Here is a 15,240-nt window from a genome sequence, read left to right as displayed (position 1 = left end):
CCCTACCTCGGGCATCGGTGCAGTTCAGAGGCGTGGGTGACGGGACCCGGGGCCGGGGGAGCGGGATCTCCACGGCTCCGGGGTGCCGTGGAGCGCGGTGCCGGCCCGCCCGCCGCGAAACCTCGGCCGACCGGCTCTAACCTGGGGGAATGGGCAGTGACTTGCTCACACTGTTCCTCTGCGGTGACGTGATGCTCGGCCGCGGTGTCGACCAGATCCTGCCGCACCCCGGGGATCCGGCGCTGCGGGAGGGATACGTCCGGGACGCCCGTGCCTATGTCGAGCTGGCGGCGGCGAGGAACGGCCCCATTCCGTGTCCGGCCGGTTTCTCCTGGCCGTGGGGGGACGCGCTGGAGGTGCTCGACGACGCGGCGCCCGCCGCCCGGGTGCTCAACCTGGAAACCAGCATCACGCAGTACGGCGGATTTGCACCCGAGAAGGAAATTCACTACCGGATGAACCCGGCGAACCTGCCCTGCCTGGCCGCCGCCCGCCCCGACGTCTGCGTACTGGCCAACAACCACGTCCTGGACTTCGGCCGCCAGGGACTGGCGGAGACCCTCGGCACGCTGGCGGGCGCGGGGCTGCGGACGGCGGGGGCGGGAGCGGACCCCTGTGCGGCGCGCCGCCCGGCGATGGTCCCCGTCGCGGACGGCCGCCGGATCCTGGTGTTCTCCTTCGGAATGCCGTCCAGCGGTATCCCGCGGGACTGGGCGGCAGCCGGGAGCCGCTCCGGGGTCGACTTCGTGGCCCGGCCCACGCCGGCCGCCGCGGGCGAGATCATCGGGCGGGTACGGCAGCTGAAACGGCCGGGAGATCTCGCGGTCGCCTCCGTCCACTGGGGCCCCAACTGGGGCTACCACGTCACCCGTAGTGAGGCCGGCTTCGCCCACGCCCTCCTGGAGGGCGGTGTGGATGTCGTCCACGGGCACTCCTCGCACCACCCCCGCGCCCTGGAGGCGTACCGGGGGAAGCTCGTGATCCACGGGTGCGGCGACTTCATCGATGACTACGAGGGCATCACCGGCTACGAGGCGTACCGGGACGACCTGCGGCTGCTCTTCCTCGTCACGGTGGACCCGGACACCGGCAGGCTCCACGACGTGCGGATCATCCCCCTGCAGTCCCGGCGTATGCGGCTGCGGCACGCCTCGCCTGAGGACTCCCGGTGGCTGCAGGGGCTCCTCGACCGGATCGGCTCCGGCTTCGGGCCCTGCGCCGCCGAGCCGGACGGCGCGCTCACCCTCCGTCCGTCCTAGGGGGATAGGTGGCGGCCCCGGTCGCCCTTTCGGCGTTCCAGCAAATTCGCAGCAAACGTGCATTTCTCATGGGTTCTTCGTGACAGACATGACTGTTTCTGCCTCCTTGCGCCGTGACAGCGTCATCCCTGTCACCAGCCGAGGGAGAGCGATGAACAAGGGTTACGCCGTCTTCTGCGACGCCGACCGCCAGTTCTACGACGCTCCCCACCGCATGCCCGCAAGCAGCAAGGGCCGTGGCGCGCAGTACGCGACGCTGAACCGGGACCTGCCGGAGGGCTGGCAGCGCCACCGCTCCGGCGACTGGCTGGCATTCCGCCCGCTGGACCGCGAACTCCCCAGCCAGGGCTGGAAGATCCATGTCTCGGCCTGTTTGGACAACGCCGAACGAGTATTGGCCAAGGTCTGGGACTACTGCGTTCCGCGCTCGGTCGCCTTCAAGTGCATGCCGAGCCGCTATCTGCTGCACATCCGCAACGCCAAGTACGCCGACCGCGGCGCCAGCGGAAAGTTCCTCACCATCTACCCGGCCGATGAGGAGCAGTGCCACCGCATCGCCGAGGAGCTGGGCGACCTGCTGGCCGGCGAACCGGGACCGTACATCCTCAGCGATCTGCGCTGGGGCGCCGGTCCGGTGTATGTGCGCTACGGCAGCTTCACCGAGCGGCACTGCTACGACGACAAGGGCGAACTCCGCCCCGCGATCGAGGACGGCCAGGGGCAGCTGGTCCCCGACCGCAGGGAGCCCGCGTTCCGCGTCCCCGAGTGGGTCACCCTCCCGGAGTTCCTCCAGCCGCATCTGGACGCGCGCTCCGCCACCACCGTCACCGACCTGCCCTACAAGATCGAGCGGGCGCTGCACTTCTCCAACGGCGGCGGGGTCTACGTCGGCCGGGATCTGCGGACGGACCAGCAGGTGGTGCTGAAGGAGGCACGGCCGTACGCCGGGCTGGCCGCCGACGAAGCGGACGCCGTGGCCCGGCTGGCCCGCGAGCGGGACGCGCTGCAACGGCTGTCCGGACTCGGCTGCGCCCCCGAGGTGCTCGACTGGTTCACCCTCGGCGACCACACCTTCCTGGTGCTGGAGTTCATCGAGGGCCGGCCGCTGAACAGCTTCTTCGCGCACCGCCACCCGCTGATCGAGGCCGATCCGAGCCCCGAGCGGCTCGCGGAGTACACCCAGTGGGCCATGCGCGTCCACGGTCTGGTCGCCGACGCGGTGAAGGCGATCCACTCCCGTGGCGTCGTCTTCAACGATCTGCACCTCTTCAACATCATGATGTCCGAGGACGAATCCTCCGTCGTGCTCCTGGACTTCGAGGCCGCTTCCGTCGATGACGCGTCCAGCCGCCAGGTGATCGCCAACCCGGGCTTCGTCGCCCCAGCGGACCGCCGGGGCTTCGATGTCGACCTCTACGCCCTGGCCTGTCTGCGCCTGGCACTGTTCCTCCCGCTCACCAGCCTCTTCGCGGTGGACCGCGGCAAGGCGGCACATCTGGCGGAGATCGCCGCCGCACAGTTCCCGGTGCCCCGCGACTACCTCGACGAAGCGGTGGCGGAAATCCTCCGCGGCCATCAGCCGGCGAGCACCACCGGCCGTACGGGCCGGCCCGGGGGAGCGGGCTACTTACCCGTAGCCCTCGGCGACTGGCCGCATAGCCGCGACTCCATGGTCCGGGCCGTGCTCGCCTCGGCCACACCCGACCGGGAGGACCGCTGCTTCCCCGGCGACATCGCCCAGTTCTCCACCGCGGGCGGAGGCACCTGCTTCGCCTACGGGGCGGCCGGGGTGCTGTACGCCCTGGCGGAGACCGGCGCGGAACGCTGCCCGGAGGCGGAGGAGTGGCTGCTGCGGAGGACGAAGACCCCCGCGTCCGGCAGTCCGCTCGGCTTCTACGACGGTCTCTCCGGCGTCGCCTGGGTCCTGGACCGGCTCGGGCACCGGGACCGGGCCCTGGACCTCGTCGACACCCTCGGCACCCAGCGCTGGCAGGACATCGCACCCGATCTGCACAGCGGACTGGCCGGTCTCGGCCTGGCGCTCGACTCCCTGGCCGGTTCCACCGGCGAAAGCTCCCTCGGGGAGCGGGCACTGCACTGTGCCCAGCTCGTGGCCGACAAACTCCGGGCCGCCGCACCACCGGCCGAGGGCGGCGCACCCCGCGCCGGACTGCTGCACGGCGACAGCGGAGCGGCACTGCTCTTCCTGCGCCTGTACGAGCGCACCGACGACCCCGCGCTGCTCGACCTGGCCGCCGACGCCCTGCGACGGGACCTGGCCCGCTGCGTGCGCGGCGCCGGGGGCGCCCTCCAGGTCAACGAGGGCTGGCGCACCATGCCCTACCTCGGTGCGGGCAGCGTCGGCATCGGCATGGTGCTCGACGACTTCCTCGCCCACCGTCCGGACGACGAGTTCGAACGGGCGCGGCACGAGATCGTGCAGGCGGCCCAGGCCAAGTTCTATGCCCAGCCCGGCCTGTTCCGCGGTGCGGCGGGCATGGTGCTCCACCTCGCCCGCACCACGGCCGGCGGCCCCGGCACCCATGCCGCCGACCTCCGCCGCCAGATCGACTCCCTCGCCTGGGGCGCCGTCCCCTACCAGGGGCATCTGGCCTTCGCCGGGGAGCAGATGATGCGGCTCTCCATGGACCTGAGCACCGGCACCGCCGGGTGCCTGCTCGCACTGGGCAGCGCGCTGCACGACACACCCGTGCACCTGCCCTTCCTCCCGCCGCCCAGGCGGCCCTGAAGCCGGCCCCGTCCGGGGCCGATCGAGAAACACCCCGTCCCCATCAGAGAGGAACCATCATGTCCCTTCTTGACCTGCAGACGATGGAAACCCCCAAGGCCGAGGCCACGGAGGAGCTCCACACCGGCAGCCGCGCGAGCCTGCTGCTCTGCGGCGACAGCAGCCTGAGCGTCACCACCTGTAACTGACTTCCCGTCGCTAAGGGACCTCGGTTCCCGTAGCGCGTGAGTCACGGCGAGCCCCGGGTGGCCACACCGCCCGGGGCCTGCCGCTGCCGCCCGTATCCGTCCCTTGGAGGCGAGGTCCCACCCCGTATGCCCCGCACCCCCGGGCCCTCCTCGCCCCCGCCGGCCGCCCGGCCCGGACCGGACACCGGTGTCCGCTCCGTACTGACCGGCGCCTTCCGGCACAGCCCCGTACGCGCCGTCGCCGTCTGCCTCTTCAGCGTGGCCTCCGCGGGTGCCGCCGTCGCGCTGCCCGCCGTCCTCGGCCACACCCTCGACCTCGTGCTCGGCGCACGTCCTGGCCTCCACGGCGCCCTCGTCCTCTGCGCCGTACTGCTGACCGCGGAAGTGCTCCTCGACGCGCTGGTGGCACTGACCGGCGGCGTCACCACCGCCCGCAGCACCGCCTGGCTCCGCCGGCGCGGTATCGACCATCTGCTGTCCCTCGCCCCGCACCGCGTCGCCGACCGCTTCACCCCCGGTGACCTGGTGACCCGACTCACCGGCAATGCCGCGGACGCCGGGACCGCACCCACCGCCGCGGCCACCGGCCTCGCCGCCCTCATCACCCCGGTCGGCGCCCTGATCGCCCTGGCGCTCACCGACATCTGGCTGGCCGCCGTGTTCCTCGCCGGGCTGCCGCTGCTGACCCGGCTGCTGCGCGCCTTCGCCCGCGGCTCCTCCGACAGCGTCCGGCGCTATCAACGTGTCCAGGCGGACATCGCCACCCGGCTCGTCGAGGCACTCGGCGGCGCCCGGACCGTCGCCGCGGCGGGTACGGCGGGGCGGGAGCGGGCCCGGGTCCTCGCGCCGCTTCCCGAACTGGGCGCGCAGGGACGGCAGATGTGGCAGATCTACGGACGCGCCGTGGTCAGCAGCAGCATCCTGGTGCCGCTGCTGACCACCGCCGTCCTCGCCGTCGGGGGAATCCGGCTGGCGTACGGCAGCCTGTCCGTCGGCGAACTGCTGGCGGCCTCCCGGTACGCCGCCCTCACCGCCGGGCTGGGCGGAGTGGTGGGACAGCTCAATGCCCTGGTGCGCAGCCGCGCCGCGGCCCACCGCACCGGCGAACTCCTCACCCTGTCCCCACCCGTCCACGGCACCACGCCCCTGCCCGCCGACGGCCGCGGCCGGCTCGAACTGCGTGCGGTCACCCTCGTCCGCGGTGGTGCCCCCGCGCTGCGCGGTGTCGACCTGGTGGTGCCCGGCGGCACGACCATGGCGGTCGTCGGGCACTCGGGGGCGGGCAAATCGCTGCTCGCCGCCGTCGCGGGCCGGCTCACCGACCCCGACAGCGGGCAGGTGCTGCTGGACGGCGTCCCGCTCCACGAGGCCGATCCCGCACAGCTGCGCCGCGAGATCGGCTACGCCTTCGAACGCCCCGCCCTGTTCGGCGCCACCGTCGGGGCGGCCATCGGCTTCGGCCCTTACGAACCCCCGGCCCACGCGATCGAGGGCGCTTCCCGCGCGGCCGGTGCGGACTCGTTCGTCCGCCTCCTTCCGGACGGATACGCCACACCGCTCGACCGCGCCCCGCTGTCCGGCGGGGAGGTGCAACGCCTCGGCCTGGCGCGGGCGTTCGCCCATGCTGGCCGGCTGCTCGTCCTCGACGACGCCACCTCCAGCCTGGACAGCGTCACCGAACTCCATGTCCGCCGGGCTCTGGTCCATGACGTACGGACCGGCAGCAGACTGCTGATCGCCCATCGGGTCTCCTCCGCGGCCCGCGCCGATCTGGTCGCGTGGATGGAGAAGGGCCGGCTCCGCGCCGTCGCCCCGCACGACCGGCTCTGGGCGGACCCCGACTACCGGGCGGTGTTCGCCCACACCGACGACGAGGACACCCGGACCGCCTCATGACGACAGCGACGGCACGACTGCTGCCCCGGGCGAGGCGCTTCCTCCGCCGCCGGACCCGCGTACTGCTGCTGCTGGCAGGCTGGTCACTGCTGGAGTCCGCCCACACCTTCCTCGGCGGCTACGGTCTGGCGAAGGCCCTGGACCAGGGCTTTCTGGCCGGCCACACCGGCGTCGGGCTGGCCTGGCTGGGCGTCACCGCACTGGCCGTCGTCGTCGGCGGCCTGGCCGGCCGGGGGGTCTTCCGCGGCCTGGCCGACCTCGTCGAGCCGCTGCGCGACAGCCTGATACGCCAGGTGGTGTCGCGGTCGCTGACGCAAGCGGTGGCGCACCCGGCCCGCGCGGCGGACAGCGCCGTGGTCTCCCGGCTGACCAACCAGACCGAGATCGCCCGGGACAGCTTCGCCGGGCTGGTCCTGGTCGCCCGCTCCTTCGTGTTCACCGCGGCCGGAGCGGTGCTCGGACTCCTCTCCCTGGCACCCCAGTTGCTGCTGATCGTGGTGCCTCCGCTCGCGGCCGGGCTGCTGCTCTTCCTGGCCACCCTCCGGCCGATGGCGGCCCGCCAGCGCGCCTTTCTGCAGGCGGACGAGGACCTGTCCACACAGTTCGGCGCCGTCGCCGAGGGGCTGCGGGACGTGGTGGCCTGCGGCGCACAGCAGCAGACCGCGGCGCGGGCGTACGGCCTGATCGAGGACGAGGCCCGTGCGGCACGGCAGTTGGCGCGCTGGGCCGCCGTCCGCTGTCTCGCGCTCGGCCTGGCAGGCCAGCTGCCGATCCTGTTGCTGCTGGTCAGCGCGCCCTGGCTCCTACGGCAAGGGCTCACCCCCGGCGTCGTGCTCGGCGCGCTGGCCTATCTGACCCAGTCCCTGCTGCCCGCACTGCACACCCTGATGAACGCCCTGGGATCGGCCGGCACCCGCCTGCTCGTGGTCCTGGACCGGCTCACCGCCGGCCCCGGCCCGGATCCGGATCCGGAGAGCACCACCGTGCCGGATCCGGAGAGCGCCACCGACCCGGATCCGGAGAGCACCACCGCGCCGGCCCCCACCACCCCTCCGGACCCCGCGCCCCTCGTGCCCGTCCCGCCCGGCGGCCCCGGAGTGCACCTGCGTGCCGTCACCTTCGCCTACGGGCCCGCCGCGCAGCCCGTGCTGCACGACCTCGACCTGACCGTCGAACCGGGCGAGCACCTCGTCGTGGTGGGGCCGAGCGGCATCGGGAAGTCGACCCTGACCGCTCTCGTCGCCGGTCTGCTCGCACCCGGCCACGGCGAGATACGTGTGGCCGGCCGGCCGGTCCGCGCACGGTCCGGACCCGATCCGTCCCTGCTGCGGGTGCTCATCCCGCAACAGGCCTACGTCTTCTCCGGAACCCTGCGCGAGAACCTGCTCTATCTCTGCCCCGACGGCGCCTCAGCGTCCGCCCTGGAGGCCTCGTCGGACGCCGTGGGCCTGGACCCGCTGGTGCGCAGGCTGGGCGGACTTGACGCTCCGCTCGACCCGGGCGTCCTGTCCCAGGGGGAGCGCCAGCTGATCGCACTGGGCCGGGCCCATCTGTCACCCGCGCCGCTCGTCCTGCTCGACGAGGCGACCTGCCACCTCGATCCGGCGGCGGAGATGCGGGCCGAGCGTGCCTTCGCGGAGCGTCCCGGAACGCTGATCGTCGTGGCCCACCGGATCACCTCGGCCCGCCGGGCCGACCGCATCCTGGTGCTCGACGGCGTCCGGGCCACCTGCGGCACCCATGACGAACTGCTCGAACGCTCGGCCCTCTACCGCGATCTGGCGGGAAGCTGGCAGCCGGATGCCCTGCCTGCCCCGGAAGCTCCGGAGTGTGCTGAGCGAATATCCGCAAAATCCCGCTATCTCAGCTGACCACGGGATTTTGCGGACACCCGGCCCTAGAAGGTGTCTCCCTCCTAGACCCAGCCCGCTCCCTGCGATATCCGTATCGCATCGACCCGGTTCCGGGCGCCGGTTTTGCGATTGATCGCCGCCATGTAATTACGCACCGTCCCACTGCTCAGATGCAGTTCACGGGCGATCTCGGAGACGGAGGCGCCGCCCGCGGCGAGCGACAGCACGCTTAACTCCCGTGGTGTCAGCGGCATGTCGGCGGCCTCAAGGAAATCCGGCGTGAGCGAATGGTCGACATAGCGCTTCCCGGCGGCCACCAGGTTTATGGCGTGCAACAGCCGGGCCGGCGGCGCGTCCTTGTCCACGAAGCCCCGCGCCCGGGCGGCGATGGCCCGGCGCAGGGTGCCGGGACGGCAGGCGCTGGCCAGTACCAGCAGGGCGCATCCAGGGCCGCCCGGCGGGTCCGCCGACGACACCGAACCCGCGCAGTCGACGTCCACGACGCACACCTGCGGCCGGAAGGAACGGGCTCGCCCGGGGGCACTTCTCCAGCAGGCGGCGACAGCGTCGATACCCTCCTCGTCGCGCAACAGCGCGGTGAGCGCCGAGCGCAACAGCCGCGTTTCGTGCACCACCAAGACCCGGATCACGTTCGTCCCTTCGTTTCTGCTTCTGCTGTCTGTCCCCGTTGCCGAACAGCCGCCCGGGAAACAACCGGCGATGCGGCGACAGTTACCCCATGAGCCCCTGTCGCAGCACTCAGTTTCAGCCCCGAACGGTGCACTGCAGAATTGTCACTGCTGTCATTCCCGCCAGATGGAGTTTCACCGGAGATGACCGGAAACCGCGTCATCGGGCCCGGATGATGCCGCCTTCATTCCTTGCGAGGATGACGGGACTCCACAATTCGTGTGCCGGCCGGTGCGTGCCGGCACACCCGTCGGCCAGTGTGCGGGCAGAGGGGACACGGCCGATCGGCGGTCGTCCGGCGGGCGGCGGTGTCGTAGGAAGTTCACACATCAAGGGGTCGGATTCCGGAAAGCGTAGCTGAGGACAGGCGGAACATTCCCGCCATCTTTGTGATGGCCTCTTAGCGGGTTGTTTCCTGTGTTTGGTACGGGTGTGACGCACGTGTCGGGTGATATCCGCTAGGGGGCGCGCGGAATTGTCGCGCGCCCCCCAGGGAGAGATTGCTCAGGGCAGCACGGTGTCGAGGAAGGTATTGGAGAACACCCGTGCCGGGTCATAGGAGTTGAGGGTGTCCCGGGCGGTCCGCCAGCCGTCGAACGCGGCCGGTACGGTGCCGCCCAGCGTGGCGGGATCCCGCCACGGCCCGCCGTCCGTGTACGCCCAGCCCTTGGACCACTCGGGGCGCACGGTCGCATACGACCCGTTGTAGGTCTGCCAGATCCACTGCTCCAGCTCACGGAAGAACGGGGCCGCGCCGGGCGTGCCGGGATAGGTGGCGAAGTCCAGCCACACCACGGTGTCCCACTCGGGACGGTCCGGACGGGCCCGGGCCGGGGACAGCAGGGGACCGTCGACCGGGTCCGTACCCGTGATGCGCAGCTCGATCGGCCCATTGACCGGGTAGGAACCGCGTCCCTGATGAGCCGTCAGCACGCTCTGGTAGCGGGCGTAGAAGTCATTCACCACGCGCTGCACATTCGCCCGGGAGGTCAGGACCGCCCAACCCGCCTCGACGATCCGCAGGGTCGTGGGTTCGACGTACAGCAGGCTGTTCTTCGACCAGCCCCAGACGTCCCAGGTGCCGGTGACGATCAGCCCGGAGCCGACGATGGACATGGCCAGCTTGGTGAAGGCGGGCGTCTTGTCGCCCCCGCCCGCCGCGATCTCCCCGAGCAGCCGCGACATCTCCTCGGTGACCCGGTTGGCGAAGGTGTAGGCGTACGGGGTGTCGATCTGCCTGGCGAATACCGGCTTGGTGGGCGCCACACTCCACACCTTCAGCCACGGCACATCGGTGAACGGGAACCAGATCGCCTCGATGCGCCCGGTGCGGTCCAGGTAGGAGCTGATCGTGCGACCGCCCGTACCCGGGGGGCCGAAGACGGTGCCCACGTTCACGTCGTACCAATTCTGGCAGCGCAGCCGGGTGTTGGCCGCGGCGGTCAGCGTCACCTCGGTGACGAACGCGCGGCCCAGGTGGACGAGGAAGGCCCGGATGTCCGGGTCGGAGCGGGCAAAGGTCTTGAGCACATAGCGGCCCTCCGCCGCGCTCCAGACCACCGCGGTGAGCGAGGTGACCAGGGAGCTCAGGGTGCCGAAGCCGGAGCCCGCGGGCGGGTTCTCGGTGGCGGTGGGGACCCCGGTGCCATGGCCGCCGATCGCGAGCACGCCGCCGATGGTGAGGTCCCCGGGTGCCGTGGTGGTGGCGAGGCCGAGCCCCGACTCCTCCAGGCGGGCGAGGATACGGTCGAGGGTGGCCCCCGCCTGCGCGGTGACGCTCCCCGGGTTGCCACCGCGCACAGTGACCGCGGTGAGGTGGGAGGCGGTGTCGACGATGACCGTACGGTTGGTGTCGGCCCCGGCGGGCACCACCAGCGGCGACCAGGTGTGGCCCTTGCCCCGGGCCCGTAGCCGGTAGCCGTGCTGATGAGCCCAGTTGGCGAGGGTGACCACATCGTCGGGCGTACGGGCCGACGCCGTCCAGACGCCCTCGATGACGATCTCCAGCGACCAGTTCCGGAAGGCCTGCTGGGCGAGTGGAATGCCCGCGGGAAAGCCGGGCGGAGGGGTGAGAGTGGCCGCGGCGCTGCCCGCGGGGATGCGATGAGCGGGCTGCAGCCCGGCCGCCGCCGCAAGTCCCGCGGCGGCGGCACCAGTCAGTAACGAACGGCGGGTGAGGGAGGTTCTGCGAGCGCTGTCGTCGGACATGGCTGTCCTTCCGGCACGCGGCGCGCCGCCCCGTTGCACCGCGCACGGATCGTAGGGGTGAGACCGTACGAGCGCCCCGGTGCGGTGGGGGTGTGCCGGAAGGGTAAGGTGACGGTTCATCAGTTGCAATGCCCGTGCGGCGGACGGCGAAAGTGGCCGGTGGAGCTCTCCGGATCAGCCGGCGTCGTGGCGGGGCAGCAGGGATCCCAGCGGGCCGAGATCGAGATTGAGATCCTCCATCGTCAGCCCGTAGCGCTCACAGAGTTCCGCCATCCGGTCCTGGAGAATCATCAGCGTCAGCCCGACCCGTTCCTCCTGCTCCTCGCTCAGATCTCCTTGGTCGACGCGGTGCAAGGCGGTCCGCTCCATGAGCTGCCGCAAGAGCTCCACGATCGTCAGCACCAGCTTGATGAGATCGCGCTCCACCGTCTCCGGATCGGTCCTCAGCCGCTGGGCCAGCGCGCTGCCCTGCCCCTGCGGCGGCTCATCGGCCTGTGTCGGCACCAGGTCGAAAGCCCGGGCCGCGGCCTGCGCCACCTCCGCGAAGGCAGGCTCCACGGGTGCGGCCGCTTCATTCGTCATGGGCTATTCCTCGTCGTGGGCGATATAAGTCATATTGGTGATACGGGCGATTCTCATCGGGGGAGTGGAGGCAATGGACAACTGCCGGGCCGGACAACGGTGTTCAGGCCGGACGGACCCGCACGCCGGGGTCTCACCACGGCGCCGGACCGTCGGGTGTGATCGAGCGAATGACGGCCCGCAGATTGATATGCACCAGATCCACGTCGGCGATGGACAGCACCACATCTCCGGTCAGCACCGCGCCACCGTTCAGGAGACGGTCCAGGAGATCGATGAGAGCGATCTGCCGCCCCGCGAGAGGCTCTTCCGCGGAGCGGTCCACCAGGTCTCCCGGGTCCCCAGGGTCTCCCAGGTCTCCCAGGTACGAGACCTCGGCACCCGCCGCCTCCCGGGCGTCACCCTCCATCACGCACTCCGGCTTTCCGCGGGCGGGGTCGCGAAGGAGTACGGGGCCCAGGGCCCGGTGACCTCGACGCGTACGCCGGGGACACCGTCGGCCATCCCCGCCAGTGCCCGGTGGAATTCCCGGATACGGTCCGTGGGCACCAGGTAGGCCTCGTTGGCGATGTTCTCCCCCGCGCCGGACGCCAGTTCACCCTGCTGCGGGCGATGGACGACCCGGTCCCTGGCAAGGGCGGCCACCCGGACCCGTACGTCGTCGGCGAGGGCGCCCGCCGCTCGATAGGCATCGCGCTGCGTCCGGCGTTGGGCCCGGCGCTGCTGCAAGTAGGCCCGGCCGGGGCTGACCGGGGAAGCAGCGGGGTCCGGACCGTCGGGGGCGGGCGGTGGTTCCGCGGCCGTGGCGCGCGGGTCCGCGTACACCTTCACCCCCAGCTCGGCATGGCCTTCGAGCCGGGAGAGCAGCGCGTCGAATTCCGCGCCACGCTCCCGCAGCATGGACCGCACCCGGTCGTCGTCCAGATACACGGTGGCCAGCCGCATGGGGAGCACTGTCGTGCCGGTGTGGGCGGCCTCGACGACCGTGTGGTGGGTACGTGCGATCTCCTCCAGCTCCGTCAGATTCTCCAGCTGCGCCTTCATGCCCTCGGTGCTGAAAGCGTCGGCCGGGACGGAGGAGACGAGCGCCGTGAGGGGACCGGCGGTGACCGTCCGCAGCCGCCCGTCCCGCAGCCCGGTGAGCCGGGGAGCCGCCGTGCCGAGACCGGTGCCCGCCCGGCCGATGGCGTAGACGTACGAGCTCCAGAGGGGACCGGACTCCCGCTGCTCGGTGGGCAGGCGGAGCGGCTGCCGCGGGGCTGCGGCCGTCTCCGCTTCTCCCTGAAGGTGGCTGTTCACCGTTCCTCCTCGTGGTCCGCCCGGCGCCCGTCGGAGCCCTGGCCGGAGCCGATCGCCGCCCGCAGCTCGGCGAGCTCGGCGCGCAGCTGCTGGTTCTCCTCGGCCAGCGCACTGCGGCCGGCCTCCGGCGGGTGCCCGGCGGGCACCTGCTGCGGTGGGCGGGCGCGGGACGAGAGCGAGGGGTCGTGCTCCCACCAGTCGATGCCCATCTCCTTGGCCTTGTCGACGGAGGCGACGAGCAGCCGCAGCTTGATGGTCAGCAGCTCGATGTCGAGCAGATTGATCTGGATGTCGCCCGCGATCACGACGCCCTTGTCGAGGACGCGTTCCAGGATGTCGGCCAGGTTGGCGGAGGACCCTTGCCGGCCGTACGGGGACGGACCGGAGGACGGCCCCATACGGCCGGCCAGTGAATCGGACATGTTCAGCCTCGTCTGTGCGGTGGGGAGAGGTCAGCGGACGCCGGCGGTACGGCGGCCCCGGGCGGGCGGCGCCGGCTCGTCCTCGTCCTCGTCGTCCGCCGCCCGCTCGTCCGGAGGGACCTCGTCCTCGTCGACGGGCTCCACGAGGTCGTCGTCCTCATCGGCCGGCTCGCCGTAGTCGTCTTCCGCGTCCGCGTCCGCGTCCTCGTCCTCGTCGTGCTCCTCGTCGTCCTCGTCGACCGGCTCGCCGAAGTCGTCGTCGCCGCCGCCGTCCTCCGCCGCGAACCTGTCCTCGTCCGCATCGTCCGCCTCGTCCTCCGGAGCGATGCCCTCGTCGTCGAGTTCCTCGGCCTCGTCCGCATCGTCGGCCTCGTCCGCATCGTCGGCCTCGTCCTCCTCGGCCTCGTCGGTCCCGTCCGCATCGGGGCGCCCGTCGTCGTCGGAGCCGGGTTCGGCGTCCTCCCGGTCCTTCTCCGCCTCGACGGCGTCGGCGTGCTCGACCACGACCTCGCCGTCCTGGATCTCGCCCCGCCAGCCGTCGGTGGCCTCGCCGCGCAGCATGATGAATTTGCGGTAGAGCTTGAGGTCCAGCCGGGCCCGGCGGCCCTGGGCGCGCCAGATGTTGCCGGTCTTCTCGAACAGCCCCTTGGGGAAGTACTCCAGCACCAGCAGCACACGCGTCAGGTTGTCGGTGAGGCGATGAAACGTCACCACCCCCTTGACCGTGCCCTTCGCGCCCTCGGTGGTCCAGGTGATGCGCTCGTCGGGCACCTGCTCGGTGACATTGGCCCGCCAACTGCGGGTGGACTTGGCGACCTTCACCTTCCAGTTGCTGGTGGTGTCGTCGGCCTTGTCGACACTGACGACCCCCTTGGCGAAGGTGCTGAACTCCTGGAACTGCGTCCACTGGTCGTACGCCTCGCGCACCGGAACGCCCACATCGATGTCCTCGACGATGGTCACGCTCTTGGACTTTCCACCGCCGCCCTTGCGGCCCTTGCCGAACAGCCCCTTGACCTTGTCCTTGACGGTGTCCTTGAGGTGGGAGGCACCGACGGTCAGCGCCGCCCGCTGCGGCGACTTGCCCTCACCGAGCGCCGCACCGCCCTTCGCCAGGCCGCTCACCAGACCCCCGGCGCCTGCGCCGGGTTCGGCGAGCTTGCCGACGCTCTCGCCCAGCTTGTGGCCGAGGCTGGTGACGGCGTGCTGGGCCCGTGCCTGGAGGTAGCGCTGCAGCTCCTCCTTGAGCTCGTCGGCCGCCGGACTGTGGGTCACCTCGTGCTTCACCTTGCTGAAAGTGGACTCAGCCATTGCTGCCTCCGCGGTCGGCGGCTGTGCGCGCCGCACCGGACGCCTTCTTACGGGCCCCTGAGGCGGCCTTCCGCCCTGAGGAGGCGGCCGGGCGCCCGCGGGACGAGGCGGCAGCGGTCTTTCCCGAGGCCCGCGATGCGCTCGCTGCCGGGCGCCGCGCGGCGGCGGTGCCCGATTTCTTCGCTGATTTCGCGGAGGACTTCGCGGCTGATGTGGTGGCTGACTTGGCCGAGTTGGCCGAGTTGGCCGAATCGGCCGGCTTCGCGGTTGAGGCGCCAGATTTCCTGCGGCGCGGCGCGGGCTCCTCGTCCTCTTCCTCGGCGTCCACAGCGCCCTCGGCGTCCTTGGCGTCCTCGGCATTGGCATTCCCGGCGTCGCCCCGGGCCTCGCCCTCGGGCGCCCGGTCCTCGTCGTCCGCCCCCGCCCGCGGAGCCTCGTCGTCCGGAGCCCGCTCGGTATCGTCGGCCGCGTCACGGCCCTCGGTGAGGGCCGCGGTCCGCTCGTGCAGGGAGTCGGCAAGACCGGACATCCGCTGGGTGAGCGCGGTGCCGGCCGCCGCCTTCGTGGCGTCCACCAGTTCCTTGCGCACCTGGTCGTTCAGGGGGCCCAGAACCGGCGAGTTGGCCACCAGTGTGCCCAACTGCTTCGGATCCAGATTCAGCTTCTTGCCGGCCAGAAACATGCCCAGGCCGATGGCCATCTTGGCTTTCTTCGTGCGCCCCAGTAGGTAGCCCCCGACGAGGGCCACACCTATCTTGGCGTTGCTCATCATCTGTCGTACAC

At 71.5% G+C, this 15,240-nt stretch carries 13 protein-coding genes; 5 read left to right on the top strand and 8 right to left on the bottom strand.

Annotated elements, in window-relative coordinates; genetic code table 11:
• Nucleotides 1-149 precede the first annotated feature (149 nt).
• From NUT86_RS03990 to NUT86_RS03970, 5 genes are all read left to right on the top strand, one after another.
• Nucleotides 150-1,259 (top strand): CapA family protein, encoded by a 1,110-nt coding sequence (locus NUT86_RS03990; protein WP_266439703.1) that lies wholly within the window; start codon nucleotides 150-152, stop codon nucleotides 1,257-1,259.
• A gap of 151 nt (nucleotides 1,260-1,410) precedes the next feature.
• Nucleotides 1,411-4,008, top strand: coding sequence for a class III lanthionine synthetase LanKC (lanKC, locus tag NUT86_RS03985; RefSeq protein ID WP_159491223.1), 2,598 nt, complete (start codon nucleotides 1,411-1,413; stop codon nucleotides 4,006-4,008).
• Between the two features lie 59 nt (nucleotides 4,009-4,067).
• Complete coding sequence (locus NUT86_RS03980; RefSeq protein WP_093638117.1) at nucleotides 4,068-4,196, top strand: SapB/AmfS family lanthipeptide; 129 nt, start codon at nucleotides 4,068-4,070, stop codon at nucleotides 4,194-4,196.
• A gap of 126 nt (nucleotides 4,197-4,322) precedes the next feature.
• On the top strand, nucleotides 4,323-6,092 hold the full coding sequence (locus tag NUT86_RS03975; RefSeq protein ID WP_274733434.1) for an ABC transporter ATP-binding protein: 1,770 nt from the start codon (nucleotides 4,323-4,325) through the stop codon (nucleotides 6,090-6,092).
• The gene (locus tag NUT86_RS03970) at nucleotides 6,089-7,963 is read left to right on the top strand and encodes an ATP-binding cassette domain-containing protein (protein WP_274733433.1); all 1,875 of its coding nucleotides are present in this window, start codon (nucleotides 6,089-6,091) and stop codon (nucleotides 7,961-7,963) included. Before NUT86_RS03975 ends, NUT86_RS03970 begins: the two co-directional genes overlap by 4 nt.
• A 44-nt stretch (nucleotides 7,964-8,007) precedes the next feature.
• Here NUT86_RS03970 and NUT86_RS03965 read toward each other — a convergent pair whose 3' ends face one another.
• From NUT86_RS03965 to NUT86_RS03930, 8 genes are all read right to left on the bottom strand, one after another.
• Nucleotides 8,008-8,595 carry a response regulator transcription factor gene (locus NUT86_RS03965; protein WP_093638108.1) on the bottom strand — a complete coding sequence of 196 codons (588 nt, stop codon included), beginning with the start codon at nucleotides 8,593-8,595 and terminating at the stop codon, nucleotides 8,008-8,010.
• A 544-nt stretch (nucleotides 8,596-9,139) separates the two neighbouring features.
• A complete protein-coding gene (locus NUT86_RS03960) occupies nucleotides 9,140-10,843 on the bottom strand; it encodes a cholesterol oxidase substrate-binding domain-containing protein (protein WP_274733431.1) in 1,704 nt (567 codons plus the stop codon).
• Nucleotides 10,844-11,017: 174 nt separating this feature from the next.
• Nucleotides 11,018-11,425 (bottom strand): gas vesicle protein K, encoded by a 408-nt coding sequence (locus tag NUT86_RS03955; RefSeq protein WP_093638102.1) that lies wholly within the window; start codon nucleotides 11,423-11,425, stop codon nucleotides 11,018-11,020.
• A 133-nt stretch (nucleotides 11,426-11,558) separates the two neighbouring features.
• On the bottom strand, nucleotides 11,559-11,753 hold the full coding sequence (locus NUT86_RS03950; protein ID WP_218041882.1) for a gas vesicle protein: 195 nt from the start codon (nucleotides 11,751-11,753) through the stop codon (nucleotides 11,559-11,561).
• A gap of 80 nt (nucleotides 11,754-11,833) precedes the next feature.
• A complete protein-coding gene (locus NUT86_RS03945) occupies nucleotides 11,834-12,724 on the bottom strand; it encodes a GvpL/GvpF family gas vesicle protein (protein WP_274733429.1) in 891 nt (296 codons plus the stop codon).
• Nucleotides 12,721-13,146 (bottom strand): gas vesicle protein, encoded by a 426-nt coding sequence (locus tag NUT86_RS03940; RefSeq protein WP_266439712.1) that lies wholly within the window; start codon nucleotides 13,144-13,146, stop codon nucleotides 12,721-12,723. The genes NUT86_RS03945 and NUT86_RS03940 overlap by 4 nt, the downstream gene beginning before the upstream one ends.
• A gap of 30 nt (nucleotides 13,147-13,176) precedes the next feature.
• Nucleotides 13,177-14,457 carry an SRPBCC family protein gene (locus NUT86_RS03935; RefSeq protein ID WP_274733427.1) on the bottom strand — a complete coding sequence of 427 codons (1,281 nt, stop codon included), beginning with the start codon at nucleotides 14,455-14,457 and terminating at the stop codon, nucleotides 13,177-13,179.
• Nucleotides 14,450-15,226 carry a hypothetical protein gene (locus tag NUT86_RS03930; RefSeq protein WP_274733425.1) on the bottom strand — a complete coding sequence of 259 codons (777 nt, stop codon included), beginning with the start codon at nucleotides 15,224-15,226 and terminating at the stop codon, nucleotides 14,450-14,452. Before NUT86_RS03930 ends, NUT86_RS03935 begins: the two co-directional genes overlap by 8 nt.
• Nucleotides 15,227-15,240: the final 14 nt, after the last annotated feature.

The sequence above is a fragment of the Streptomyces sp. G7(2002) genome (assembly GCF_028870195.1).
Lineage (GTDB): Bacteria > Actinomycetota > Actinomycetes > Streptomycetales > Streptomycetaceae > Streptomyces > Streptomyces nigrescens.
The sequence above is the reverse complement of the archived record's forward strand: the minus strand, read 5'-3'. Positions and strand labels throughout refer to the sequence as shown.

Excerpts from the sequence above, each read along its gene's own strand:
- NUT86_RS03930 (WP_274733425.1), bottom strand. The coding sequence starts at position 15,226 with ATGAGCAACGCCAAGATAGGTGTGGCCCTCGTCGGGGGCTACCTACTG.
- NUT86_RS03990 (WP_266439703.1), top strand. The coding sequence starts at position 150 with ATGGGCAGTGACTTGCTCACACTGTTCCTCTGCGGTGACGTGATGCTC.
- NUT86_RS03970 (WP_274733433.1), top strand. The coding sequence starts at position 6,089 with ATGACGACAGCGACGGCACGACTGCTGCCCCGGGCGAGGCGCTTCCTC.
- NUT86_RS03940 (WP_266439712.1), bottom strand. The coding sequence starts at position 13,146 with ATGTCCGATTCACTGGCCGGCCGTATGGGGCCGTCCTCCGGTCCGTCC.
- lanKC (WP_159491223.1), top strand. The coding sequence starts at position 1,411 with ATGAACAAGGGTTACGCCGTCTTCTGCGACGCCGACCGCCAGTTCTAC.
- NUT86_RS03955 (WP_093638102.1), bottom strand. The coding sequence starts at position 11,425 with ATGACGAATGAAGCGGCCGCACCCGTGGAGCCTGCCTTCGCGGAGGTG.
- NUT86_RS03960 (WP_274733431.1), bottom strand. The coding sequence starts at position 10,843 with ATGTCCGACGACAGCGCTCGCAGAACCTCCCTCACCCGCCGTTCGTTA.
- NUT86_RS03935 (WP_274733427.1), bottom strand. The coding sequence starts at position 14,457 with ATGGCTGAGTCCACTTTCAGCAAGGTGAAGCACGAGGTGACCCACAGT.
- NUT86_RS03975 (WP_274733434.1), top strand. The coding sequence starts at position 4,323 with ATGCCCCGCACCCCCGGGCCCTCCTCGCCCCCGCCGGCCGCCCGGCCC.
- NUT86_RS03980 (WP_093638117.1), top strand. The coding sequence starts at position 4,068 with ATGTCCCTTCTTGACCTGCAGACGATGGAAACCCCCAAGGCCGAGGCC.